The organism is Paenibacillus sp. P2(2022), assembly GCF_029522175.1.
GTDB lineage: Bacteria > Bacillota > Bacilli > Paenibacillales > Paenibacillaceae > Paenibacillus > Paenibacillus polymyxa.
In genome coordinates, this window is record NZ_JAKWFI010000005.1 from 287,339 (window position 1) to 312,841 (window position 25,503).

Below are 25,503 nucleotides of genomic sequence, written 5' to 3' on the forward strand. Positions count from 1 at the left end.
GCCCAGAAGGAAACAGGCAGCCGCTATTACGACTACATCTCGTATTTGTAGCCTCTGCCCCAAACGGTACGGATATGCTGAGGATTTTTAGGATCACGTTCAATTTTTTTGCGGAGGCTGGAGATATGTACGTCGATGGTACGGTCCAGATAAGCGCCATCTCCGCCTTTGACCCGATCCATCAGCTCGCTACGGGTAAAGACTTTCCCTGGATTGCTGGACATCTCTTTTATAATAGAAAATTCGATGTGAGTAACTTCGATTTCCTGGTCATCGACCAACAGGCTATGACGGTAATCATTCACCCAAACTCTTACCTTTTTAAGCTTTTGGGTTATCGTTCGTGATTCAGTGAGCATGTTGCTACCACTGCGGCGCAGCAAGGCTTTGATGCGGGCATTTAGCTCCCTCAGACTGAAAGGTTTGCATAAAAAGTCATCCGCTCCGTCATCCAAAGCCTTTATTCTTATATTCAGCAGGGTGTTATTAGAGATGACGAGCATAGGAACCGTGGTGAATTGACGGATGTGACTGATCAGCTCAGATTCGACTTTACCGGAAAACATTAGAGCGGTCACAATAATGTCCGGCTTAAAGTGCATTAATGTAGGAATTGCGAGTTTACAATCATAGATTAGTTCGGTATGATAGCCTTCCTCCTGAAGATGAAGAGCAATCATATCAGCCAAACTTTTTTGATCTTCAAGGATGAGTATTTTTATAGGCATGACTGACATCTCCTGTACGGACAAAGATACCATTAACATGGCATAACTATGTATGTTCTACGATGATACATACTTATGTATTCGGCAAAAGCACGAAAAGCAAACAGTCCAATAATGTAAGAAAATATGAATTTAGAGGAAGAAGGTTGCATCTTTGCGAATGATTTTATTATCCGGAGGCTCGGGTAAACGTCTATGGCCCTTATCCAATGTGAACCGTCCGAAGCAGTTTCTTTCCATCCTACGTCATGACGAGCGGCCGGAAAGCATGCTGCAACGGATATGGAGGCAGTTGGATGAGGCGAATTTGGCAGATCAAGCCTATTTTTCTACGAGTGGAACTCAGGTCGAACTGATTCAGGGACAAATTGGTGGAGACGCTGTAGTGATTGAGGAGCCGACTCAGCGGGATACCTTCCCGGCCATTTCCTTGGCTACCGCTTACTTGCATGACATTGCAGGTGCATCACGTGACGAGATCGTGGGGGTCATGCCGGTGGATGGCTATGCGGGGGATGAATTTTTCGAGCATCTGCGCAGGCTTCCTTCCATATTAGAGCAATCAGGAAGCCATATCGCATTGATGGGGGCTGTTCCAACGGAGCCCTCAGATAAATATGGATATATTGTGCCTTCAGCTCCTTTACTTGACCAGGAATATTATAGGGTGAGTTCATTTGTAGAAAAGCCCGATCTGATTCGATCTGAAGCCTTGATCCGTGAAGGAGCCTTATGGAACTGCGGAGTGTTTGCTTTTAGACTCGGCTTTTTATTGGATGTGCTGGCGCAAATGAGTTTACCAGCCGATTATAAAACACTTTCGACAAATTACGCAGACTTGCCTAAAACCAGCTTTGATATTGCGGTAGTAGAGCACACTCGTAAGCTCTCCGTGCTCCCATATCATGGAGAGTGGAGGGACTTGGGAACGTGGGATTCGTTGGTGCGGGAAGTAAGTTCAAAGCTAAGCGGTCCCGGATATATTTCGGAAGCATCACATGACTCGCATATCATCAATGAACTGGAAATTCCGGTTAGCATCTGGAATGTCCCAAACATTATTGTTGTTGCTGGGCCGGATGGTGTGCTGGTTACGGATCGACAATCATCAACAGGAATTAAGGATATGGTGGCAGAAATTGAAATTGGACCGCGTTTTGAGGAGCGATTCTGGGGAAAGCAAACGGTCTTGTCCCATCAACAAGCGGCAAGCGGGTTACAAACGGTCACCAAACGTGTTGTCATTTCGAACGGGAGATTTATCAGCTATCATGAGCATCAGTTCCGAAAAGAGGTTTGGACCATTGTTTCAGGAACCGGAAGTGTCTGTATCAATGGGATGACACAGACAGTCAGCCCTGGTATGGTCATCGTTGTAGAACCTGGTACCAAGCATTTTATAGGTGCAGTAGAGGGAGATTTTGAATTCATTGAGTCACAAATCGGACATATCGTATCCGAAACGGATATTATTCGATATGAATTTCCCGATTCGATTGATGCTCGTACTGTATAATCGCCTGCAATATAGGAACGGATGGGTGTAAACAAGGCTTTCCGAAGCGAGTGAAGAGCGCTAGGAACTATTTTTAATCAGCTTGATGATTTGGACATTCTTAATAAAAGGTATTCATGCGTTGTTCGCTTGAATACCTTTTTTGCATGAACAACTCTATTATTCTCAATGAAATGGATAAAAAGAGGCTTATAAAATGAGTTTTTTGGAGGTTAGCCATTCTTTTACTGCATCTGTACTGAGATCTCTTTTTGGCGTCCATTCTATTTTATCCACCAGCTTGCCGTTCCTGAATTCTGCAATCGTGGGGGTGTATTTTACGTTGTAATCTGCTTTGAACTTATTCCATTGGGATTTGTCCTTATGAATTTTGTGAACGTTTAAAAAAGTAATTTTGGAGCCCAGATTATACTGTTCAATCATCTTGTTAAAGTTAGGCTCAAACCGATTGCAGTCGCCACAACTGGGTCTGCCAACATAGACAAATACACTTTGATCCTGCTGAATCAATTGTTTAAAACCATCCATTGTAACCGCATTCAAGTGGTCATATATTTCGGGGTAATTGCTTTTGCTCGCTTGGATCTCTTTATCTTTCTGCTGAACTACCTGCTCCAAGTCTTGAAATTTAACTACAGCTGAAATAGCGATACCAATGATAAGCAACACAATGACACTTAACCCGGCGATATATCCTTTTTTCACAGAAATCCTCCTTTTTTTACAATCTCAAACTTACAATATATGATATTTCCATTTTTCGCTGTAACACTTGTCTCATGATGTATAAAAAAAGAAGCTTTCCATTAGGAAAGCTTCTTTTAGTCTGAAAGTTAAACGTTAGACTACAACGGTCAACAAGTAATCCTCACGTTTCACTTCCGTTTCCATGGTGTTCAGTACATCCAGGTATTGAGCGGAATTGGTTACGATGATCGGCGTAGTCGTTGTATAGCCTGCCGCTTTAATTTGTTCGATATCAAATTCAAGCAACAACTGTCCTTGCTTCACCACATCACCCTCTTTGACGCGTTTGTCAAAGAATTGTCCTTTCAGCTTCACTGTATTAACACCAACGTGAATCAAAATTTCTGCTCCGTCATTGGAAGTAATACCGATGGCATGTCCGGTCGGGAATACTGTCGTAATCGTTCCGTTAACCGGAGATGTCAGCACACCCTCTGTAGGATCGATCAAGATTCCTTTCCCCATAGCGCCTGAAGCAAAAGCAACATCAGAAGATTGTTCTAATGGCAGCACTTTACCTTGCAGCGGACTTACGAGGATTTCTTTTTCGATGGCTACTTCTTTTTTTACGGGTGCTGTTTCTGTTTTTGCAGCTTCTTCTTTTGGATCATCAAAGCCCAAAATCATAACCAATACAACTGCAAGTACAAAGGCAACGAGTAAGCCGATAACAACCCACAAGAACCCAGCTCCAAAATAAGTTGGCAACGCCAGTAAACTAGGCAGGGAGAAGGATTTTGCAGTTGCTCCGCCGGAAGCGATAATAGCGCCACCGATACCACCAGAAATACAAGCGTAAATGAAAGGCTTTTTCAATTTCAAAGTTACACCATAAATCGTAGGTTCAGTAATCCCGAATACAGCTGCCAGTGTAGAAGAACCAGCCAAAGCTTTCATTTGAGTATTTCGTGATTTCAGGAATACCCCCAGTGTTGCACCCGCTTGAGAAAGTACGGCTGCTGTAAGCATTGGAAGCATCGTGTCATAACCCAATGTTTGAATATTGGACAGCATAATAGGAACGAAGCCCCAGTGTACGCCGAAAATAACAAAGACTTGCCAGAATGCCCCAGCAACAGCTCCGGCAATCAATGGGCTTAAATTGTACACCCATGTAAAACCGTTCGCCAAGCCTTGGCTGATCAGGTTACCGACTGGACCAAAGGCCAAAAACGTCAACGGAACAACAACTAGCAGTGATAGCATAGGGACGATAATGTTTTTAACCGATTGATGAACAAAGGAATTAAACCAACGTTCCACATAGGACTGTACCCATACCGCGAGAATAATCGGGATTACGCTGGAACTATATTTTATCAGAATGATTGGAATCCCGAGAAAAGCCAGTTTTGCCGGATGGTCCACCGCTGCAATAACATCCGGGTAGACGAGGGCTCCAGCAACTGCGACCGATACAAAAGCATTCGTCTTAAATTTACGGGACGATGTAATAGCTAGGAATATAGGCAAGAAATAAAACACGCTGTCCGAAGCGGCGTTCAGAATGAGATACGTACCGCTTGCAGTATCAATCCAATGGAGCGACGCAATTAAGGCCATAATCCCTTTGAGCAAACCAGCTCCGGCAAGAGCACCCAAGAGAGGTGAGAAAATGCTGGAAATGATATCGACCGCTTTGCCAAGAAAATTCGTTTTTTCGGAAGATTCTTCTTTTTTCGCATTTGGATTATCTGCATCCTGCAGATTTGTTTCTGCCATCATATGCTCAAAGACCTGACCTACATTGTTACCAATGACCACTTGGAACTGGCCACTGCTTTCCACCACTGTAATGACACCAGGTGTTGCTTCCAGTGCAGCTTTGTCTGCTTTTGTGCGATCTTTTAATTTAAATCTCAAGCGTGTAGCGCAATGGAATACCGAATTGACATTCTCTTCGCCGCCAACGAGAGTCACTATTTTTTTGGATAGCTCTTTATCACTCATGTTCAGAACTCCTTAAGTGTTATTCTTGCTACTGATAGGATTTACCGTTTACATTTGTTACTGAGATGCGCCGGCGTGCATCTTTTTTAACCTTGTAAACAAGAAAAACCTAAACTCGTGGTGAAAACTGCGCACTCCTCCTATAAGGGAACGTCGATTTCACCATCAGTTTAGGTTTTGCCTGCCTTACCAGTCACAATCCATGAACGATGAGGATATAAAGTTTTTAGCCTGATATGTTATTACGCTCAGTTACCCGATGAATGTGAATCGTTAGATATACATACTCATCTTTGCTTAAATATTGATCATATGTTTTTTCCAGATACTCATTAATTTTTTGGGCACAAGCAAAAGCCTCGGTATATGTTTGCTTTACCTGGTTGTACAAAAATTCTTCACCACTGTGAATAACCTCTTTGCGAATCACTCGCATTGCAAAATATTGCAAATGGGTCAAAAATCTCGAATAGCTAAAAGAAGACTCATCCAGCACAATCCCGTAATGATACGTAATAATATTCAATATGTGTTGGACAATCTCGGTCATTTTCAGTGTAGCCTTCATCTCGTTACCATCAATCCGTGCATTCACCATATGCAGTGCAATAAATCCCGCTTCGTCTTCGCCCAATTTTACACCGAGCGTATTTTCAATTTTTTGTAGAGCATCCAGCCCAACTGCAAATTCTTTTTTGTAAAAGCGTTTAATTTCATACAGCATCGCGTTTTTGAGTGCCAATCCTTTTTCTTCCCGCTGTATGGCAAAATGAATATGGTCGGTCAATGTTAAATAAATGTTATCACTTAACTCCGTATCCAGCACTTCGGCTGCATGGGTCACAATTTCATTCACGACCTCCAGATGAGACACAGGAATATCGTTTAGCAGCTCAGTTAGTCTGGCCGTGAACTCGTTTTCATTTAACATGAAAATCTTATCTATTTTATGATCATCGACTTGGTCCCCAGCCACCTTTTTGAAGGAAATACCTCTTCCCATGACAATGACCTCTTTGCCTTTATCGTTTTTAGTCAACAGGACGTTGTTATTGAGCACCTTCTCAATAATCATTGAAGTTCCCCCTCCCATCCTTTACCAATAAAAAATGCCCAAGCACAATTCAACACTATTGTTAGCAATAGCACTCAATTGAACTCAGGCATTGCCCGCATCACCGGTCACAATCCTTCGATATAGTGCTATTGTAGCACAAAAAAAAGCGATTTCAACATATTTTATTCTCTTTCGACAAAAAATATTTCATATCAAGGCCCATTTGCCTAATTTGCAAGTCAATTGTGCCCTTAAGTAGTCGTACGCTCTATGAGGCTGTATTCTAGCGAATGAAGCTCCATTTGGCGTCCAATCAGCTGAGGGGAAAGCATGAAAAAGGCATTTTCCGCCTGAGCCATAATGGGATTTTGAACCGTTGTAATCCCCATGGTGTGCGCCAGCTCCGTGTTATCAAACCCAACAATCGCCAGATCTTCCGGTACCCTCAGCAATTGTCTGCGCGCTTCGCAGAGAATGCCCACTGCTACATAATCGTTAGCACACAAGATAGCCTCTGGAAATTCCTCACGATGCTGTAACAAATTGCGCACGACCTGTTCGCCATCACGAATGTTATAAATAGAAGAATAGTTCCAGTGTGGCAGCACCGGCAGATTGTGTTCACTCATGATCTGCTCATAGGCTCGTTGTCTGCTGTGAGTATTGATGCTGCTTGGACGACCAAAAGCATTGGCTATACGTGTATAGCCTTTTTGTATCAAATGTTTTAATGCTAACATGTATCCTTCATATTGATCCATAGCGACGGAGCGAATATCGGTATGCTCCATTCGTTGCCATGCCACGATCGGTCCATATTTGCAATAGGTACTCAAAAAATCAGTGTCATTCACGCAGGAAATGATGACCAGCGCATCGACTCTTTTTCTTTTTAAATCCTCGAAAGCTTGAAGCTCTTTCTTTTTGTCTTCTCCCGAAGTATAAATAATGGTTTGGAATTCATATTGGCCTGCGATTTCCACAAAGCTGTCCAGAAATGCCAGCACAATTTCATTGATAGTTGAAGTGATGATACCAATCTGAAGCGTCTGACCCTTGGATAGAGAGATCGCATTCCGATTAGGAACATAATCTAATTCCTGCATGATTTTTAAAATTTTAGCTCTGGTTTCGTGACTTACATGGGGGGACTGATTTAACACTCTGGATACCGTAGCTTTGGAAAAGCCCGCCAGTTTTGCAATTTGATCAAGATTCGACATGATGCTTCTCCTCACCTGAGAAAAAAATACTTGACATGAAACGCGTTACAACAATTAGGATGCTTTATGAGGGCATTACGTCTATTTTAAAGCATCTGTCGATGCATTTCAAAGGAGAACGGTTACCGTTAGTTATGGATTCGCATTGCAGCACCTGACGGGTTACTGACTAAAGTGAAAACATTAAATTAAGGAAAGAGGTTTTCATACCATGACGAAGACGCTAAAAGGATTCCCGAAAAACTTCCTCTGGGGCGGGGCAACTGCAGCCAACCAATTGGAAGGTGCTTTTGACGTAGATGGAAAAGGTCTGTCCAGCGCAGACATGATAGCCTATGTACCTAAATCAGAACGTAAGAACGATCATGCTATAGAAATTTCGTCCGAACGACTGGAGGACATCTTGGCAGGGAAGGTAAACGCCCGTTTTCCAAAGCGTGAAGGTGTGGACTTTTACCACCACTACAAAGAAGATATTGCCTTGTTTGCAGAAATGGGCTTTAAAGTATTCCGGATGTCCATCCACTGGTCGCGGATTTTCCCGAATGGATATGATGCCGAGCCGAATGAAGCGGGATTGCAATTCTACGACAATGTATTCGATGAGCTGCGCAAGTATGGTATTGAGCCTTTGGTAACACTGTCGCATTATGAAACACCGCTAGGTTTGACACAGAAATATAATGGCTGGTTGGGACGCGAAGTCGTGGATCATTACGTAAAATATGCCGAAACGGTATTTACACGCTATAAGGATAAAGTAAAATACTGGCTGACCTTTAACGAAATTAATGTCATGACTATGAGCCCGTTTACAGGCGGCGGTGTGGTTATTGACCGTGTAGAAAACAAGCAACAAGCGATATATCAAGCATTGCACCATCAATTTGTAGCAAGTGCATTGGCGACCAAACGGGGACATGAGATCATTCCGGGCGCTCAGATCGGCTGTATGCTGGCCCGCATTGAAAGCTACCCACATACGTGTAACCCAGAAGATATCCTGAAAGCACAGCATGAAAATCAAATGAACCTGTTCTTTACGGATGTGCATGCTCGTGGGGAATATCCCAACTATATGAACCGCTATTTTGAAGAAAATAATATTGTGATCCAGACAGAATCCGGCGATGCCGAAATTTTGAAAAATAACACGGTCGATTTTATCTCATTTAGTTACTATATGACCTTGACCGTATCGGCAGGGCCAGAAGGCGAAAAGGCAGCAGGGAACCTGATAGGCGGTGTGAAAAATCCGTATCTGCAGTCTTCCGACTGGGGATGGCAGATCGATCCGATCGGCCTGCGTGTTACACTGAATACGTTTTATGATCGCTATCAAAAGCCACTGTTCATCGTGGAAAATGGCCTGGGTGCGTATGATAAGGTAGAAGAAGACGGCTCTGTGCATGACACGTATCGCATTGATTACTTGCGTCAGCATATTGCCCAAATGAAGGAAGCGATTGCTGACGGTGTTGATCTGATTGGTTACACCAGCTGGGGACCTATCGACCTTGTGAGCATGTCTACGTCCGAAATGTCCAAGCGCTACGGATTTATTTACGTTGATCTGGATGATGACGGTAACGGAACGCTTCAACGCTCCAAAAAGGACTCATTTAACTGGTATAAAAATGTGATAGCAACCAACGGTGAAGAACTGTAATTCCATATCGTTTTGGCGGGTACAGCAGAGAAAATCCTCAGGATGCAATCTGCTGTACCCGCTTTTTGTATAGACACTCTATTGATTCTTTCAGAGGGCTTCACAAATTTTTCACTTGTAATAAGCTGAAATTTTTCTGTATAATGAATAAAAATTTCATATGTCTGGTTGATGTTTGCGGGAGATGGAATGAAAGTTCCAACCGAAGGGGCAAAACTCTCAGGTGCTTAGGCTGATTTACAGCAACGAGCAGGGACCGTAAACGGACAGAACTCTGGAGAGACCCTTAATTGGGCGCCGAAGGTGCACCGCAGATCACATCTGCTTAAACTCTCAGGCAAAAGGACAGAGACGCGAATAACCTGTGACAGGGATAGCCCTAGGCTTTTTATAAGCTTTTAGAGGTGAAATCCTGCACAAGATGGTTGTATTTTTTCGTGCCTTTAACCTCTCCAGGAGTCGAATCAACAGATTTGACTCTTTTTTGTTTTCTACTATGCTGGAGGAGCGGGTTGAAATGAATTTGGTACATGTGTTAGAAACGATTAGCAGTTGGATATGGGGGGCGCCTCTCATCATCCTTGTTATGGGAACGGGGTTATGGCTGACCATACGTCTAAAAATGTTGCAGGTATTCCGCCTGCCCCTGGCGATCAAGCTCATCGGTAAGGCCCCGAATGAAGGTAGCGGGGATGTAAGTAGTTTTGCGGCTTTGAGTACGGCATTGGCGGCTACCGTCGGTACAGGAAGTATTGTCGGTGTAGCGACAGCCATTAAGCTGGGCGGGCCAGGTGCCCTGTTCTGGATGGTCGTTGCAGCCTTCTTTGGGATGGCGACGAAATATGCGGAAGGTGTACTTGCGGTAAAATACCGGGTGAAGGATCGGAATGGACAATTTTCCGGCGGCCCGATGTATTATATTGAAAAAGGCCTGGGACGCCGTTTTAAACCGTTGGCGATGCTGTTTGCTTTTTCAGGGATGCTGGTAGCGTTGTTCGGAATTGGAACATTCCCTCAGGTCAAGGCGATTGTATCTTCGACTGAAAACAGTTTTGGCGTTCCGCCGATTGTAACGGCGCTGACAATTGCTGTCCTTACAGGTCTTGTGACCATTGGAGGACTCAAAAGCATTGCCAAGGTATCGACGAAGGTCGTTCCTTTTAAAACAGGCCTGTATGTATTGATTTGTATCATTGTACTGATTCGATTTGCTGACCAACTTCCTGCCGCAATTGCGCTTGTGCTTCATTCGGCATTTTCAACTACATCGGCAACCGGCGGATTTGCAGGAGCTACGATTATGCTGGCCATGCGCAGTGGGGTAGCCAGAGGTATTTTTGCCAACGAAGCTGGATTGGGGAGCGCACCGATTGCAGCCGCAGCTGCCAAAACCAAATGGCCTGCGGAACAAGGGCTGATTTCCATGACGGGTGTGTTTATTGATACGATGGTTATTTGTGTGATGACCGGGTTGACGTTACTGGTGAGCGGGGTGTGGAGCGGGCCTACCGATGCAGGCTTGATGACTCAGCAAGCATTTTCCAGTGCATTTCCGCTGGGAGCAGAGCTGCTCACCATCATCCTGATTATGTTCGCATTCACCACCATGCTCGGCTGGAACTATTACGGGGAACGCTGTGTTGAATACTTGCTTGGGGTTAAGTGGATCAAGCCTTATCGTTATTTGTTCATTGTACTGGTTGGCGGGGGCGCGTTCATTAAACTGGATGCGATTTGGCTGCTGGCAGATATTTTTAACGCCATGATGGCTTTTCCAAACCTGATTGCTTTGCTCGGCTTGTCGGGAATTGTCGTTGCCGAAACCCGGACTTATATGAATTCTTTGTATCCTAATAAGAACAAGGGTATTCTTGCTGGTGCCAATGTAGGGGCGGCTATCCAAGTAGAAGAAAAGGGACAAACGGTAAATTCATAAATACTAAAAGGGAGTATCCTCAGCCATCACAGGCTTGAGGGTACTCCTTTTTTAATGTTATAACGATGCACGCAGTATAGCTAAAATATCTTCCTGTTTCAGCTTTTGATAATTACCGAAACCTCCGTGCTCCATTTCACGGGCCGCGATGTTTGCGATGTTTTCCAATTGCTCATCATGAATGTTGTAATCGGCCAGAGTAGAAGGTGCACCGAGACTTGTCCAAAACGCACTTAGACGGTCAATACCTTCCAAGGCAATTTCTCTGTCAGTTTTACCTACAGTGTCCAAGTCAAACATACTGAGCATCAGCCGCTTCATGCGTGCAGCATCCTGATCCACCGTATGTCTCATCCAGTTGGGAAACAGAATCGCCAGACCACCAGCATGAGGAATATCATATACAGCGGATAATGCATGTTCAATGGTATGCGAAGCCCAGTCCCCGAAGTAACCCATTTGCAGCGTACCGTTCAGGGCAATCGTCCCAGCATATAATATCGTTTCGCGATGCTCATAGTTGTGCAAATCCTCCAGCAGCTTAGGTGCCGTTTCGATCACGGTTTGCAACACGGAAAAGCACATGCGGTCTTGCAGCGGTGTATTTTTGACATTGTGAAAGTACTGTTCAAACACGTGGCTCATCATATCCACCATGCCATAAACCGTCTGATCACGTGGCACAGAAAAGGTGTTTTTCGGGTCCAAAATGGAGAACTTCGGATGCGTCACCGCGCTGCCCCACACGTATTTTTCGTTCGTTTCCCAGCTGGTGATAACTGAATCCGGATTCATTTCCGAACCAGTGGCGGCCAGTGTAAGGATGGTACCGAAGGGCAAAGCCTGGGTCGGCATATGTTTTTTGTTGATAATATCCCACACATCGCCGTCATATTCAGCTCCTGCTGCGATAGCTTTGGTGCAATCAATAACGCTTCCGCCGCCCACTGCAAGCAGAAAGTCTATCTTTTCCTTTCGGCAAATGTCGATGCCCTTCTTAACGGTGGACAAGCGCGGATTGGGTTCAACGCCCGCCAATTCATGAATGTTGAGGTGCAGAGGCTCTAACGCATTTAATACCTGGTTATACAAACCATTTCGCTTGACACTTCCGCCTCCATATACCAACAAAATGTTTTTGCCGTAATTCAACAGTTCTTGCTGTAATTGTTCAATTTGATTGTCTCCAAAAATTAATTTGGTGGGGTTATAATATGTGAATTTGTTCATCTGGAAGGTTCCCCTCGGTTCATAGTTCATGTTCAAATGGTAATCTCTTATCTTGACTAGCCCATTAAATATCTGACTTGGCCATGTGAGCTATTTGAAATGACGATTAACCATTATACATGAAAAGAATAAGGGGAATCAAGTGAAGGCTAATCTTTGATCGCTCCAGCGGCAAGATCGGAAATAAATTGGCGGCTGATGAAAAGAAACAAAATAATAAGAGGAAGTACAGCCAGCAGGGTGCCAGCAATGACCATCGCATAATCCGTATTGTAAATCCCGTTCAACTGCGACAATGCAATCTGGAGGGTGAATTTGCGCTCATCCGTTAAAACGATTAATGGCCATAAGTAATCATTCCAAGCTCCTATAAAGGTAAATGCGCCGAGAAAAGCGAACGCAGGGCGTAAAATCGGCAGTGCTACATTCCAGTACAGCCGAAAAAAGCTGCACCCGTCCATACGCCCCGCATCCAGGAGCTCCTTGGGAATAGATTCTTCTGCATACTGACGAATCCAGAAAATCCCGAAGGCATTTACCATACCCGGGATGATGAGCGCTTTGAACGTACCTACCCATCCAAAGGAAGCCATCATGACAAAGGAGGGGACGAGCGAAAGTTGTGAAGGGACCATCATTGTAGCTAGCAGAATGACGAATAGCACCTTTTTGCCCGGAAAATCAAACTTTGCGAATGCAAAACCGGCCAGTGAATCAAAAAACAGCACCAATAGGGTAATCGAACTGGCTACAAAAAGGGTATTCAAAAAGGCGCCGGCAAAATCAATCTGCTGCAATACTCTCGTGATGTTATCCAGGAAGTGGCTGCCGAACCACAATTGTGGCGGAAAACGATAGATGTCTGAGGTTGTACGGGTTGCCATGACGATTAGCCAGTAAAATGGAAACATCGACAGGATGATACCTACCAACAGCCCAGCATATAAAACAATGGATTTTGCACGTGTCTGCATCATGTGGTAAAGCTCCTTCCATCGTTATTTTTTACCTTGAACGAGTTTCCAATTGATGATGGAGAATAGAGCAATGATGAGAAACATGCCCCATCCGACAGCAGCGCCATATCCAAAATAGTTGTTAATGAACGACTCGCGGTACAGGTATAAAACGATGGTCATGCCACTTGCCCCGGCACCGCCGTCATTACCGACCAGGACCTGTGGCTCGGTGAACAGCTGCATCCCACCGATGGTGGACGTAATGACCGTAAACAGAATGACTGGGCGCAGCATCGGAATGGTGATGCGGAAAAAAGCTTGCGCTCCGGTTGCCCCGTCTATTTTGGCGGCCTCATACAGCACATGTGGGATACTCTGGAGCCCAGCCAGATAGATAATGGCGTTGTAACCCATCCATCTCCAGACGACCATGGAAGAAATGGCGATTTGGATACCCCATGGCACATTCAGCCATTGGATCATAGGTAGCCCCAAGAGCTGCAAAAGGTAGTTGAGAAATCCAAAATTGTTGGCAAATAAGGCGCCAAAGATGATGGCAACAGCAACAATAGATGTCACATTGGGCAGGAAGAATCCAACTCGCCATAAGGTGCGCATTTTCACAAAAGGGGCATAAAGCAGAAAGGCAACAATGAGTGCTAGAAATAGCATTGGAATCGTGGCGTACACCCAGATCACAAACGTATTACCTACAGCCTGCCAAAATTCGTTGTCTGTCACAAGGTAACGAAAGTTGCCCCAGCCGTTGTAGGTCATGTCTCCGATCCCGTCCCATTTGTGAAACGCCAGGTACAATGAAAAGCCAATCGGAAACAAGCCAAAGATGCCAAACAGCAAATAAAATGGCGAGATCGCAGCATAAACGGCCCGGTGCTTCCAGATTTCTCTCAGCATATTGTCCACACGCCTTTTTTGAAGTTTTGTTTTTTAACGCTGTAATTCCCGTTCAATTCGTTGCATTGTTTCCGTCCATAATGAGTCGGGATCGGCATTTTGTTTGGCCACATTGGCAAGACGACGGGTTACAATGCCGTGGATGACAGGATAGCGCTCGCCGAAATAGCTATTTTTCACCTGACGTGCGGAGGCGGCAAAAATGAGGCCAGTGGCCTGACCACCAAAGAAAGGCTCGGGTGTCTCCATGACTGGATCGTCATAGACGCCGGGAGTGGATGGGAACAGGCCGATTTTATGGTAGGCTTCCAGTTGGTGTTCCGGGCTTTGCAGCCAGGTCAGAACTTCAAAGGCTTCTTTGGGGTGTTGGCTAGATTTGAGGATAGAGATGAAAGACCCTCCCAGATTTCCGTCTCCTCCAGGAGCACGGGCGACTCTCCATTTGCCCGCTGTATCCGGTGCGGCTTCTGTGAGAACTTGCTTCATCCAGATTGCCCCTACGAACGAGGCGATTTTGCCGTTATTGACCGAAGCATTCCATTCAGGAGTCCAGCCATCTGCATTGGCGAGCAGATGCTTCCTGTGGAAATCCACAGCGGTTTTCCAGCCCAGGCGGATGTCAGGAGATTGATTGCCGATATAACTTCCGTCCGGCTTGAAGTACAGGTTCGTATGTTGAGCGAGTACCTGATTGTAAACGTTTACAATATTATCGGCCAAAAATGAATGGCTTCCGAATTTCTGCCGAAGTTGTTCTCCGGCTGCCATATAATCATCCCATGTGCGGATCGAGGCGCTGACCTGTTCAGGATCACTTGGCAAGCCTGCCTGTTCAAACAGGTCGCTTCGATAGAAGAGGGCGGTAGGCCCAGTATCCATGGGAAATGCAATCATTTTACCATCAGGAGTGATGCCCTGATTCCATTTCCATTCCAAATATTGATCCTTCAGTCGGTCTGCTCCGAGTTCCTTTAGATCATAAAAACGATCTGCACTCGGGAATAGTTCCACCATCCAGTCGTTCAGAGCTACGATGTCCGGTTCACCGGAACGAGCTGCGAGCGTTGTCTTCAGCTTGGCTTTAAAGTCACCGCCTATTTTTTGAGTTTTTAATTCAATGTTGGGAAACTGTTTTTCTGCCTGGACGAGCAATTCATCGTCAATAGAACGGTTCCAGTACCACAATGTAAGCGTTATCTTTTTGCTGTTTGACAAATTAGCTTCAGATGATTGACCTTTAGAGGATAGGGACCCACTACAACCACTAATCATAGTGATAAAAGCAAGACATAATACCAGCCATTGCCATTGTACTGTCTTCACATCATTTCCCTCCTTGCTGTCTGAATAATCTGCCTGCTGAACAAGTTGTAAATGGTTTAGCTCCATCATATGAAGCTGTTACCCATTTATGTGCATTGCCTTAACCAAAAACAAAAAATTTGAAACGTTTATCCATAAAAAAAAGCACGTGCGTCTGCTATAGGAAGATCGCACGTGCTTAAGGCATGGGATTAGCTTCATGACATCAATCGTTGTATCTCATCTTTCAGAGCTTCAGATCGAGTACCGAAAATAACCTGTAGGGTACCGTTCCCAAGCCTGATAATTCCTGACGCTCCGAGCTGCTTAAGAGCTTGATCGTTAACCGCTTTGTCGTCCTTGACGACAAGACGCAGCCGCGTGATGCAGGCATCAATGCTTTGGATATTGTCTGAACCGCCGAGATAGGTTAGGACCTGGCCTGCCTGACTGGACTGGGTGCCGGATGAGGCGCTTGCTTTTCCAACGGGTATGGATTTGTTAGCCTCAAATAGAAGGGTGTCATCTACATCGTCTTCGCGCCCGGGAGTCTTTAGGTTGAATTTGAGGATGATGAAGCGGAACAGAAAATAATAGATGAGGGCGAAGACAAGCCCAATCGGGATCATTCGCAATGGGTGGGTGGAGAGCTTCATATTGACCAGATAGTCAATGAGTCCTGCTGAAAAGGAAAAGCCGAGTTTGACATCCAGTAGGTATACGACTAGGCCGCTCAGACCTGTTAGCAGAGCATGAATGCCGTAAAGCAGAGGTGCAATGAACATAAAAGAAAATTCGAGAGGCTCAGTAATACCGGTCAGGAACGACGCCAGCGCAGAACCGATAAAGATGGAAGCGACAGCTTTACGTTTTTCCGGCTTGGCCGTATGGATGAATGCAAGAGCCGCCGCTGGCAGAGCGAACATCATAATGGGGAAGAAGCCGGACATGAACATACCCGCCGATGTATCGCCTGCGAAAAAACGCGTCAGGTCACCATGAACAACTTCACCTGCAGCGTTGGTATAGTCCCCAATTTGAAACCATGCGATCGAGTTCAGCACATGATGCAGACCGAGCGGGATCAGCAGTCGATTGGCAATCATGAACACCATTGACCCGATTCCACCAAAGCCAACAATCCAGTTGCCGAAGGCTGCAATGCCATCTTGTATCGGACTCCAGATCATGCCGAGCAGAATGGCTAAAATCATGGTCGTGAAGGCTGTAATCATGGGGACAAAACGTTTGCCCGAAAAAAAGCCGAGCCAATCTGGAAGTTGAATATTATGATATTTTTTAAACAGATAAGCGGACCATCCGCCGATAAAAATACCGCCCAATACGCCCATGTCCAGCTTGACGTCGTCTGGAATATACGCAAATATACCCGGTACGGCCGCCAAAATACGGGTCAGCACCAAATAGGCAATGACTGCCGAAAGTGCGGCTACCGCGTCGCCTGCCAGACCAATAGTAACACCGATGGAGAAAATGAGCGCCAGATTGCCAAAGATAGCACCCGCCCCTTCATTCAGAAAAGGAGTGACATAATGATTCAGAAATCCACCAACTCCAGGGCCAAGCGGAATATCCGTTTCATAATTAATGAGAGCCAGCCCTTGCAAAATCCCTGCGGCGGGTAATGTAGCTACTGGAAGCATTAATGACTTGCCAATTTTTTGCAGAAATTTCAGCATAACATTCTTCCCTTCATCATCAAGTTTGGGAGTGTCGTATTCATCCTGAAATCCTTACATTCAGCCATTTTTTTACATCATAAATCGGGCAATCTAACATGGTCAACGATTATTTTAGGATATCAGAAGACGTAAATCCGCAGTTGACATCGCTTACATGCTTATATAATATCAAATTTAAGTTAATAATCGTGACGGAGACAAGAGAGCCACGCAGACATCCCATGTTACAGCACAGGGTTGGTTTGTGATGGCTTTTCTTTTTTTTGCGCGATGAAAACGATCAAAATCGGATGATCTATTGAGGAGGTTGGTTGTATGTCGCCATACGCAGCCGAATTCATAGGGACAATGATTCTTATTGCCCTAGGTGGCGGAGTGTGCGCAGGGGTGTCCCTGAAAAAGTCTTTTGCCCACGCTTCCGGCTGGATTGTGGTCGGATTGGGGTGGGGGCTCGCGGTAGCTATTGGGGTGTATGCGGTGGGCCAAATCAGCGGAGCGCATTTGAATCCCGCAGTTACACTCGCGTTGGCATTTCAGGGTAGTTTTCCATGGCAGGATGTTCCCGGTTATATTGTGGCTCAGGTTCTTGGAGCCATGGCGGGTGCAGTGATCGTCATTTTGCATTATTGGCCCCACTGGAAAGAGACGGAGGACACAGCAGCCAAACTCAGTGTATTTGCGACAGGACCAGCTATTGATCATCCGTTTGGTAACGTGCTTAGTGAAATGATAGGTACTTTTATCTTTGTTCTTGCTTTACTGTCGTTTGGTGCCAATTCGTTTACAGACGGCCTTAAACCGCTAATTGTTGGTTTTTTGGTTGTCAGTATCGGTTTATCCCTTGGAGGCACAACGGGCTATGCCATCAATCCAGCGAGGGATTTTGGGCCGCGTCTGATGCATTATTTACTACCGATACCCGGTAAGGGAGCATCCAACTGGAAATATGCATGGGTGCCCATTGTAGGACCGCTATTGGGGGGATCTTTCGCAGGGCCGTTTTATCAGGCCGTTTTTAAGGGGAGTATGACTCCGGCCTTCTGGATTTTATTAGGGGTTATCGTGGTTGTACTCTTGATTACCTTCGGTATTAGTCGTATTTATAAAAATCATAAAATGGATCACAAGCTTACAGCGTAAAAACGATGGATTTACACGGGGAGAGATGAACATGGGAAAATATATTTTGTCACTAGACCAGGGAACGACAAGTTCAAGAGCGATTTTGTTCAATAGCGAAGGAGATGTGGTGTACTCGGCCCAGCGGGAATTTCCGCAATATTTTCCTCACCCCGGCTGGGTAGAGCAGAATGCGAATGAAATCTGGAGTTCTATTCTGGGCGTTATTGCCTCCTGTCTTTCCGAATCCGGTGTAAAAGCAAAACAAATTGCTGCCATCGGCATTACCAATCAGCGAGAATCGGTGGCCGTGTGGGACAAAAATACCGGATTACCCGTGTATAACGTACTCGTATGGCAATCACGCCAAACCTCGGATATTTGCGAAGAACTGAAGCGGCAAGGGCATGAGGAGTTGTTTCACAGCAAAACAGGGCTATTGATCGATCCGTATTTTTCAGGCACTAAAGTAAAGTGGATACTGGACCATGTAGAAGGAGCGCGGGAAAGAGCGGAACGAGGTGACTTATTATTTGGTACGATTGACTCGTGGCTAATCTGGAAACTATCCGGCGGAAAGGCCCATGTAACAGACTACTCCAATGCGGCCAGAACGCTGATGTACAATATTTATGAGCTAAAGTGGGATGAAGAGCTACTGGATATTCTGGGAGTTCCGAAAATCATGCTGCCCGAGGTAAGGCCTTCTTCCGAGGTATATGCGCACACCGTGGATTATCATTTTTTTGGTCAGAATGTACCGATCGCCGGTGCAGCGGGTGACCAGCAGGCAGCCTTGTTCGGTCAGGCTTGTTACGAAAAAGGAATGATCAAAAACACTTACGGTACAGGTTGCTTCATGTTGATGAATACGGGAGATCAGCCGGTTGAATCCAAGCACGGTCTGATCACGACCATCGCTTGGGGGCTGGAGGAAGGCAAAGTGCAATACGCACTTGAAGGGAGTGTGTTTGTTGCGGGCTCTGCGATCCAGTGGCTGCGAGATGGGCTGCGCATGTTCCGTGAAGCGAAGGACAGTGAGCCTTATGCGGCCCGTGTTTCCTCCACAGAAGGAGTATATCTTGTACCCGCTTTTGTCGGGCTGGGCAGCCCCTACTGGGATAGCGAGGTGCGTGGAGCGATGTTTGGTCTGACACGTGGGACCACGAAGGAGCATTTTATCCGTGCCACCCTGGAGTCGCTCGCTTATCAGACCAAGGATGTGCTTACAGCCATGGAGATTGATTCAGGAATTACGGTGAAGATGTTGCGAGTGGATGGAGGAGCCGTGTTGAACAATTTCCTTATGCAATTCCAGAGCGATATTCTGGATGCGACGGTGGAACGGCCAGTTATCCATGAGACAACGGCGCTGGGGGCCGCGTGTCTGGCAGGGTTGGCGATAGGATACTGGAAGAGTACAGATGAACTTCGTAAGCGAGTGAGAGTGGAAACTTCTTTTACCCCTACGATGGATGAAGCAACACGTGACAGCCTGTATGAAGGCTGGAAAAAGGCCGTGAATGCGACGATGGCCTACAAATAATGGCTTAAACGAAAGGGCTCTTGTTATATAACTGCAAAAAGGTGACTTCTGTATTCGACAGGAGTCACCTTTTTTAGGTATGTGCTATCCCTCAACCCTTGTAGGGTTCCAATGTTGCCGGGCTCCGCAGGAGGTGCGAATGACGAGTTCGGGCTCCACTTTAATACATTTCGTATCCATTTGTTTATTCATCAGGTCAAACAGCACCATAGCGGCCAGACGACCTATTTTTTGCTTATCTTGTTTCACAGTCGTCAGTGGAGGATCGGTATAACGACAGGCTTCAATATCATCACATCCTACTACGGCAATATCCTCGGGTACCCTCAAGCCGCTCTCCTTGAAAGCACGGATGGCACCAAAGGCAAGCAGGTCGGTAGCCGCAAAAATAGCTCTTGGTAAATTTTCTTGCTCTATCCACGCCTTTGCGATCTGGTATCCATCCTCTGCTGCATAGTCCTTGCCATACACGATCCATTCCGGTCTGACATCAAGGCTAAACCGCTTTAGTGATGAGATAAAAGCTTCTTCTCTCTCTTTAATAACCAAGGAGGGGCGTTCTATGCCTATAAAACCCATTTCGCGGTATCCATTCATGTAAAAATGCTCAACAACTTTCATTGAAATCTTCTGATTGTCGGACATGATATAGCAGGAACTGGCTCCGGTTAATTCGATATCGACACCGATGCAGGGGATAGGGCTGGCATCGAGATCAAAAACACTCTTCTCCACTTCGTCTCCAGCAATAATAATGCACCCGTCCACTGAGAAATATTTTGAGCGAGCCAAATAGTCCTCTCCATTATCCAGAAATTTCTCATTCGAAAAAAACAGCAGGTCGTAACCGAGCAAGCCAATCTGCTTTTTGAAAACATTAATGATGTCTACAAAAAAAGGATGGCTAAAATCGACATTCAGCTTGCCAGCGAATATAACGCCTACCAGATTGGATTTTTTGGTAGCAAGCGTTTTAGCCGAGGAAGAAGGTCTATAGCCTGTCTCCTCCATAATTTTGAGTACTCGCTGCCGGGTTTCCTCACTGATATCTGTGTAATTGTTTATGATCTTCGAAACCGTTGCTACTGAAACGCCTGCCATGCTAGCTATTGTTTTTATATTCATGGAATCCTCCGCAACTAAACTGATTTAGTTCATTTGACCTTGCATTCTAAAATTAATGATTACTCGTATTCTATGCTACCTCATAGAAGAGAGTCAACCGTGCTATTAAAGGATTAATCCTAATATATTATGGATAATGAAGTTTGATTTAACGATAGTTAATGATTTTTTGATAATTTACAAATTGCTATTTACAAATACAGGCTATTCGATACATAATAGTAGCTGTAATTAACTAAACCGCTTTCGTGAGAGTGAGTGCATTTTATTCTAAGATTACAGGGGGAATTTTGCAATGCTGAAAAAGTGTTTTTCTTTACTTGTTGTAACCGCTTTAATCGTGGTATTAGCCGCTTGCGGTAAAGGTAACGAAGCTGGGCAGAACGGGAATAAAAAGGTCACGTTAAAAATTATTCATTGGCAGCAGGAGAATATTAATAACTATATAAAGGAATTTAATAAAAAGTTTGAAGAGAAGTATCCTGATGTTCAGGTGGAGTATACGACGGTTCCTGCTGATTCCACTTATGATCAACTGATGCAAACGCGTATGAATGCGGGTTCAACCGGTGATGCAGATATTATTCCTCTGAAATTCAGCTTCGTAGGCGCACCGCAGGAATGGTCTAAGGGAGCTGCTGATCCGATGTGGAAGCAGTGGATCGAGGGAGGACTCATTGCAGATCTGTCAGATCAAGCTTTTATCAAAAACTATAATCCTACAGATGTCAAAAATGCCATGACCTATAACGACAAGGTATACGGTGTAAACATGGGGAAGGTAGCACTGACAGGTCTGTTTTACAACAAAGAGATTTTTGAAAAATATAATCTTGCTGTGCCCACGACATGGGACGAACTGGTGAATGTTATGAAGGTGCTCAAGGATAACGGTGTAGAACCGATTGGTTTCGGCGGTAAAGATGTATGGCCTATCAACCTTGCTGTCCAAGGGCTTCAGGTCTCTATCCATGATGATCAGTTGGAATACATCAAAGGGTTGTGGATAGGTAAAACAAAACTGACTGACCCTGTCCAGCTTGAGGTGCTGGAAAAATCACAAATTTTGATGAACAATGCCATTGGTGGATTTATGGGAATTGACTATGGCACCTTGCCAAGTTTGTTTGCTTCAGGGCGTGTAGCTATGATAGCGGATGGTACGTGGGATGCAACTACGATTCAGACAGCCAATCCAGAGCTGAAATTTGGTTATTTCCCGATTCCGGGCAGTAACGACCCCGCCAAAAATAAAAACCTGGCAGGCAAGTATGATATGACCTGGATGGTACTAGAAAAGTCACCAAACAAGGAGTATGCGATCAAATGGCTTGAAATGCTCTCTGAGAAACAGAACTACACGGATTTTGTGAATGCTGCTGGATTTTTGCCAACACAGTCTGATGTGAAGATAAGCAGCGATTTCGTTAATGAAATCCAGCCTTCACTGGAAAACTTCAAGCTCTCTTGGGATCAGCTGTTTATCAATCGTAAGAATGTTGGACAGTACATTAAGGAAGCCAGTGTACATGCGGAATTTTTGGCGCCTGCCGGTCCGTTAAAAACGCCTTTGGAGCTTGCGCAGAAATCTCAAGCAGACTGGGATGCGGCAGCCCCTAAATAATCCATAGATTTTACATGAACACAATGGTAACTGCAAAGCTCCCATAATAATGTGAAAAGGTGTGAGACCCATGTATCCCTTTGGAAAGGGTGCAGCCCGGATAATGCCCTATCTTCTGCTGAGTATTCCGGTGCTGCTCTATTTGCTTCTTGGTTTTGGACCCTCTATGGTAACCGTGCTTTTTTCCTTTACAGATGCTACCGGGGTTCCGGGACAGACGTGGAATTTTATCGGATTTGAGAATTACACGACCTTTTTCACCTCCTCCGATTCTGGAGATCGTATTGCTTCCATTGGCCGTTCCTTATATTTTGCCGTAGCGGTGGTTGTGATCCAAAACGCAGTTGGGCTATTCATGGCTATCCTTATTAATAAAAAGCTCAAAGGTGATGTGTTATATCGCTCTGTATTTTTTCTGCCCGTTGTGCTCGGGGTAACGGTATCCGGTCTGATCTGGCAGTTGCTTGCCAATCCGCTTGGCGGTCCTGCGCAAGCATTGCTGAACTTTTTTGGAACCAGCTCCAACTTCTTTGGGGATTATGATATTGCATTTGAATTGGTCATTTTTGTGCAAATTTGGATGTACATGGGTTACTCGATGACTATTTTCTTAGCTGGACTCCAATCCATTCCTAGTGACTTATATGAAGCGGGATATATGGACGGCGCTTCTGGATGGAAAGCGTTCAAAAATATTACCTTTCCAATGATTGCACCGTCCTTTACCGTCAATATGCTGCTATCCATTATCGGCGCCTTGCAAACCTTTGACATTATTTATGTGCTGACAGGGGGTAAATTCAACACGACGACACTTGCATTTGATGTATATGCCACAGCCTTTGGCTCCGGGACATCAGATTATGGTCTTGCTTCCGCAGTTGCGATGATCCAGTTTGTATTCGTGTTTACGGTATCAATGATTGCACTTTATTACTTGCGCAGAAGAGAGGTGGAAATGTAATGAGCAGTAGCAAAGGAACCAAAATAGTGAGCTACACCATCGTACTGCTCATGCTTTCGTTATATGTACTCCCGCTTTTCTACCTTTTTAATGTATCGATGAAGACGCAAAGCGAGTATTTGATGGATCCTGTAGCGTTAGCCAAGGGTCTGCGTTTGGAGAATTTCATGGATGCTTGGGATAAAGGGAATTTCTCTCAATATATGTGGAACAGTATTTTGTATACAGGAGTTTCTACGTTATTAACCCTGATTATATCCGTGTTTGCCGCCTTTCCGCTAGCACGGGGATATGTTAAGTTCAGCACCTTCTTTTATGTGTTTTTCCTGATTTCCATGTATCTCCCCAATCCGCTAATTCCGCAATTTGCCCTTATTAATAGTCTGGGACTGTACAATACACAGCTTGGTTTTATTTTGCTGAAAACGACAGGTACCGGCATCGCTTTCCTGATGTTTGTGGGGTATATCAAGTCTGTCTCCCGAGAGCTGGATGAAGCGGCTGCAATGGACGGATGCGGTTATTCACGTTATTTGTTCACGATTCTTGTACCACTGATGAAGCCCGTGTTGGCGACAGGCATCATTTTGACAGCCATTGGTGCATGGAACGACATTATAGGTCCTACCATTTATTTGTCTGATCCCGCCTATCAGCCAGTGACCAAGGGACTGTTCTCTTTCTATGGACAATACATGAACAACTGGCCGCTGCTTGCTTGCGGTATCTTGATTGTTACACTACCGCTGGTTATTTTGTATATTTTCCTCCAGCGCTTTATTGTCGGCGGTGCAATGGCTGGAGCTGTGAAGTCTTGATTCCTGAAAGGACGGTACCGAGTATGAGCGAGAATACCTTTATATTTCCTGCCACGTTTATGTGGGGAACTTCAACCTCTTCTTATCAAATTGAAGGGGGTACAGATGAGGGCGGCAGAACGCCCTCCATTTGGGATACTTTTTGTCAAATCCCCGGGAAGGTAATCGGAGGGGACTGTGGAGATGTAGCATGTGATCATTTTCACCACTTTAAAGAAGACGTGCAATTAATGAAACAGCTTGGTTTTTTACATTATCGTTTTTCTGTAGCTTGGCCACGTATTATGCCCGCGGCTGGCATTATTAACGAAGAGGGGTTGCTCTTCTACGAGCATCTGCTGGATGAGATTGAGTTGGCTGGACTGATCCCGATGCTGACGCTGTATCATTGGGATCTACCGCAGTGGATTGAGGACGAGGGTGGATGGACACAGCGAGAGACTATCCAACATTTTAAAACGTATGCCTCTGTAATCATGGATCGATTCGGCGAGCGGATAAACTGGTGGAATACGATCAATGAGCCTTATTGCGCCTCTATTTTGGGCTATGGTACAGGAGAGCATGCCCCTGGCCATGAGAACTGGAGGGAAGCCTTTACTGCCGCCCATCATATTCTGATGTGTCATGGGATTGCCAGCAATTTGCACAAGGAGAAAGGGTTAACGGGTAAGATTGGCATTACGTTGAACATGGAACATGTGGATGCGGCTTCCGAGCGACCCGAGGACGTGGCTGCTGCCATTAGAAGAGATGGCTTTATTAATCGTTGGTTTGCGGAGCCATTGTTTAACGGAAAGTATCCTGAAGATATGGTGGAATGGTACGGAACGTATCTGAATGGATTGGATTTTGTACAGCCTGGTGATATGGAGCTGATTCAGCAACCGGGGGATTTTTTGGGCATTAACTATTATACCCGTAGCATCATTCGATCAACGAACGACGCTTCGTTGCTGCAAGTAGAGCAGGTTCACATGGAGGAGCCAGTAACGGACATGGGATGGGAGATTCACCCTGAATCTTTTTATAAGCTGCTGACACGGATTGAGAAGGATTTTAGCAAGGGCTTGCCCATTCTGATTACGGAAAATGGAGCAGCGATGAGGGATGAACTGGTAAATGGACAGATTGAGGATACCGGGCGTCAGCGCTATATTGAAGAGCATTTAAAGGCCTGTCATCGCTTCATTGAAGAGGGAGGTCAGCTCAAGGGGTATTTTGTCTGGTCTTTCCTTGATAACTTTGAATGGGCCTGGGGCTACAGCAAGCGTTTTGGCATTGTGCATATCAATTACGAGACGCAGGAACGGACTCCCAAACAAAGTGCGCTATGGTTCAAGCAAATGATGGCGAAGAACGGGTTTTAAAT

General features: G+C 45.2%; 20 protein-coding genes and 2 riboswitches. Of the genes, 9 read left to right on the forward strand and 11 right to left on the reverse strand.

Annotated elements, in window-relative coordinates; translation table 11 throughout:
• Positions 1-32: 32 nt before the first annotated feature.
• Positions 33-728: a response regulator transcription factor gene (locus MMB75_RS18315; protein WP_016818602.1), complete on the reverse strand. Its 696-nt coding sequence runs from the start codon at positions 726-728 to the stop codon at positions 33-35.
• 160 nt (positions 729-888) lie between these two features.
• Between MMB75_RS18315 and MMB75_RS18320 the strand changes: the two genes are divergently transcribed.
• Entirely contained in the window at positions 889-2,244 is a 1,356-nt protein-coding gene (locus MMB75_RS18320; RefSeq protein WP_045244931.1) for a sugar phosphate nucleotidyltransferase, read from the forward strand.
• A 189-nt stretch (positions 2,245-2,433) separates the two neighbouring features.
• On the opposite strand, the gene MMB75_RS18325 is transcribed toward MMB75_RS18320, so the two are convergent.
• From MMB75_RS18325 to MMB75_RS18340, 4 genes are all read right to left on the reverse strand, one after another.
• Positions 2,434-2,949, reverse strand: coding sequence for a thioredoxin family protein (locus MMB75_RS18325; RefSeq protein WP_016818604.1), 516 nt, complete (start codon positions 2,947-2,949; stop codon positions 2,434-2,436).
• Between the two features lie 135 nt (positions 2,950-3,084).
• A complete protein-coding gene (locus MMB75_RS18330; protein WP_017427395.1) occupies positions 3,085-4,941 on the reverse strand; it encodes a beta-glucoside-specific PTS transporter subunit IIABC in 1,857 nt (618 codons plus the stop codon).
• A 226-nt stretch (positions 4,942-5,167) separates the two neighbouring features.
• On the reverse strand, positions 5,168-6,016 hold the full coding sequence (gene licT / locus MMB75_RS18335; protein WP_016818607.1) for a BglG family transcription antiterminator LicT: 849 nt from the start codon (positions 6,014-6,016) through the stop codon (positions 5,168-5,170).
• A 233-nt stretch (positions 6,017-6,249) separates the two neighbouring features.
• Entirely contained in the window at positions 6,250-7,221 is a 972-nt protein-coding gene (locus MMB75_RS18340) for a LacI family DNA-binding transcriptional regulator (RefSeq protein ID WP_019688430.1), read from the reverse strand.
• Positions 7,222-7,432: 211 nt separating this feature from the next.
• Between MMB75_RS18340 and MMB75_RS18345 the strand changes: the two genes are divergently transcribed.
• Positions 7,433-8,890: a glycoside hydrolase family 1 protein gene (locus MMB75_RS18345; RefSeq protein WP_045244845.1), complete on the forward strand. Its 1,458-nt coding sequence runs from the start codon at positions 7,433-7,435 to the stop codon at positions 8,888-8,890.
• A 168-nt stretch (positions 8,891-9,058) separates the two neighbouring features.
• A riboswitch (glycine riboswitch) is annotated at positions 9,059-9,143 on the forward strand.
• A gap of 11 nt (positions 9,144-9,154) precedes the next feature.
• A riboswitch (glycine riboswitch) is annotated at positions 9,155-9,249 on the forward strand.
• Positions 9,250-9,407: 158 nt separating this feature from the next.
• Positions 9,408-10,826 (forward strand): alanine/glycine:cation symporter family protein, encoded by a 1,419-nt coding sequence (locus MMB75_RS18350; protein WP_039269192.1) that lies wholly within the window; start codon positions 9,408-9,410, stop codon positions 10,824-10,826.
• A 57-nt stretch (positions 10,827-10,883) separates the two neighbouring features.
• Here the strand turns inward: MMB75_RS18350 and MMB75_RS18355 are convergent, their stop codons facing one another.
• The 5 genes from MMB75_RS18355 to MMB75_RS18375 form a co-directional block, all read right to left on the reverse strand.
• Positions 10,884-12,056, reverse strand: a complete 1,173-nt coding sequence (locus MMB75_RS18355) for an iron-containing alcohol dehydrogenase (RefSeq protein WP_045244844.1) — start codon at positions 12,054-12,056, stop codon at positions 10,884-10,886.
• Positions 12,057-12,205: 149 nt separating this feature from the next.
• Positions 12,206-13,033, reverse strand: a complete 828-nt coding sequence (locus tag MMB75_RS18360) for a carbohydrate ABC transporter permease (RefSeq protein ID WP_031462092.1) — start codon at positions 13,031-13,033, stop codon at positions 12,206-12,208.
• A gap of 21 nt (positions 13,034-13,054) precedes the next feature.
• Entirely contained in the window at positions 13,055-13,930 is an 876-nt protein-coding gene (locus MMB75_RS18365; protein WP_016818618.1) for a carbohydrate ABC transporter permease, read from the reverse strand.
• Between the two features lie 33 nt (positions 13,931-13,963).
• A complete protein-coding gene (locus tag MMB75_RS18370; RefSeq protein ID WP_196300131.1) occupies positions 13,964-15,253 on the reverse strand; it encodes an ABC transporter substrate-binding protein in 1,290 nt (429 codons plus the stop codon).
• A gap of 197 nt (positions 15,254-15,450) precedes the next feature.
• Positions 15,451-16,932, reverse strand: coding sequence for a PTS transporter subunit EIIC (locus MMB75_RS18375; protein WP_045244842.1), 1,482 nt, complete (start codon positions 16,930-16,932; stop codon positions 15,451-15,453).
• Positions 16,933-17,250: 318 nt separating this feature from the next.
• Here MMB75_RS18375 and MMB75_RS18380 point away from each other — a divergent pair, with 318 nt between their 5' ends.
• Together MMB75_RS18380 and glpK are read left to right on the forward strand one after the other, a co-directional pair.
• Positions 17,251-18,075, forward strand: a complete 825-nt coding sequence (locus tag MMB75_RS18380; protein WP_045244841.1) for an MIP/aquaporin family protein — start codon at positions 17,251-17,253, stop codon at positions 18,073-18,075.
• 31 nt (positions 18,076-18,106) lie between these two features.
• Complete coding sequence (glpK, locus tag MMB75_RS18385; RefSeq protein WP_016818622.1) at positions 18,107-19,600, forward strand: glycerol kinase GlpK; 1,494 nt, start codon at positions 18,107-18,109, stop codon at positions 19,598-19,600.
• A gap of 84 nt (positions 19,601-19,684) precedes the next feature.
• Here glpK and MMB75_RS18390 read toward each other — a convergent pair whose 3' ends face one another.
• Positions 19,685-20,725 (reverse strand): LacI family DNA-binding transcriptional regulator, encoded by a 1,041-nt coding sequence (locus tag MMB75_RS18390; RefSeq protein WP_025365660.1) that lies wholly within the window; start codon positions 20,723-20,725, stop codon positions 19,685-19,687.
• Between the two features lie 295 nt (positions 20,726-21,020).
• Between MMB75_RS18390 and MMB75_RS18395 the strand changes: the two genes are divergently transcribed.
• The 4 genes from MMB75_RS18395 to MMB75_RS18410 all read left to right on the forward strand — a co-directional run bounded on the left by MMB75_RS18395 (position 21,021) and on the right by MMB75_RS18410 (position 25,501).
• Positions 21,021-22,349 (forward strand): ABC transporter substrate-binding protein, encoded by a 1,329-nt coding sequence (locus MMB75_RS18395; protein ID WP_045244840.1) that lies wholly within the window; start codon positions 21,021-21,023, stop codon positions 22,347-22,349.
• A 70-nt stretch (positions 22,350-22,419) separates the two neighbouring features.
• Complete coding sequence (locus MMB75_RS18400) at positions 22,420-23,313, forward strand: carbohydrate ABC transporter permease (protein ID WP_016818625.1); 894 nt, start codon at positions 22,420-22,422, stop codon at positions 23,311-23,313.
• Entirely contained in the window at positions 23,313-24,131 is an 819-nt protein-coding gene (locus MMB75_RS18405) for a carbohydrate ABC transporter permease (protein WP_017427404.1), read from the forward strand. Before MMB75_RS18400 ends, MMB75_RS18405 begins: the two co-directional genes overlap by 1 nt.
• A 23-nt stretch (positions 24,132-24,154) precedes the next feature.
• Positions 24,155-25,501 carry a GH1 family beta-glucosidase gene (locus tag MMB75_RS18410; RefSeq protein ID WP_029515190.1) on the forward strand — a complete coding sequence of 449 codons (1,347 nt, stop codon included), beginning with the start codon at positions 24,155-24,157 and terminating at the stop codon, positions 25,499-25,501.
• The last annotated feature ends 2 nt before the right edge of the window (positions 25,502-25,503 follow it).

Excerpts from the sequence above, each read along its gene's own strand:
- MMB75_RS18315 (WP_016818602.1), bottom strand. The coding sequence starts at position 728 with ATGCCTATAAAAATACTCATCCTTGAAGATCAAAAAAGTTTGGCTGAT.
- MMB75_RS18320 (WP_045244931.1), top strand. The coding sequence starts at position 889 with ATGATTTTATTATCCGGAGGCTCGGGTAAACGTCTATGGCCCTTATCC.
- MMB75_RS18330 (WP_017427395.1), bottom strand. The coding sequence starts at position 4,941 with ATGAGTGATAAAGAGCTATCCAAAAAAATAGTGACTCTCGTTGGCGGC.
- licT (WP_016818607.1), bottom strand. The coding sequence starts at position 6,016 with ATGATTATTGAGAAGGTGCTCAATAACAACGTCCTGTTGACTAAAAAC.
- MMB75_RS18340 (WP_019688430.1), bottom strand. The coding sequence starts at position 7,221 with ATGTCGAATCTTGATCAAATTGCAAAACTGGCGGGCTTTTCCAAAGCT.
- MMB75_RS18345 (WP_045244845.1), top strand. The coding sequence starts at position 7,433 with ATGACGAAGACGCTAAAAGGATTCCCGAAAAACTTCCTCTGGGGCGGG.
- MMB75_RS18350 (WP_039269192.1), top strand. The coding sequence starts at position 9,408 with ATGAATTTGGTACATGTGTTAGAAACGATTAGCAGTTGGATATGGGGG.
- MMB75_RS18355 (WP_045244844.1), bottom strand. The coding sequence starts at position 12,056 with ATGAACAAATTCACATATTATAACCCCACCAAATTAATTTTTGGAGAC.
- MMB75_RS18360 (WP_031462092.1), bottom strand. The coding sequence starts at position 13,033 with ATGATGCAGACACGTGCAAAATCCATTGTTTTATATGCTGGGCTGTTG.
- MMB75_RS18365 (WP_016818618.1), bottom strand. The coding sequence starts at position 13,930 with ATGCTGAGAGAAATCTGGAAGCACCGGGCCGTTTATGCTGCGATCTCG.
- MMB75_RS18375 (WP_045244842.1), bottom strand. The coding sequence starts at position 16,932 with ATGCTGAAATTTCTGCAAAAAATTGGCAAGTCATTAATGCTTCCAGTA.
- MMB75_RS18380 (WP_045244841.1), top strand. The coding sequence starts at position 17,251 with ATGTCGCCATACGCAGCCGAATTCATAGGGACAATGATTCTTATTGCC.
- glpK (WP_016818622.1), top strand. The coding sequence starts at position 18,107 with ATGGGAAAATATATTTTGTCACTAGACCAGGGAACGACAAGTTCAAGA.
- MMB75_RS18390 (WP_025365660.1), bottom strand. The coding sequence starts at position 20,725 with ATGAATATAAAAACAATAGCTAGCATGGCAGGCGTTTCAGTAGCAACG.
- MMB75_RS18395 (WP_045244840.1), top strand. The coding sequence starts at position 21,021 with ATGCTGAAAAAGTGTTTTTCTTTACTTGTTGTAACCGCTTTAATCGTG.
- MMB75_RS18400 (WP_016818625.1), top strand. The coding sequence starts at position 22,420 with ATGTATCCCTTTGGAAAGGGTGCAGCCCGGATAATGCCCTATCTTCTG.
- MMB75_RS18405 (WP_017427404.1), top strand. The coding sequence starts at position 23,313 with ATGAGCAGTAGCAAAGGAACCAAAATAGTGAGCTACACCATCGTACTG.
- MMB75_RS18410 (WP_029515190.1), top strand. The coding sequence starts at position 24,155 with ATGAGCGAGAATACCTTTATATTTCCTGCCACGTTTATGTGGGGAACT.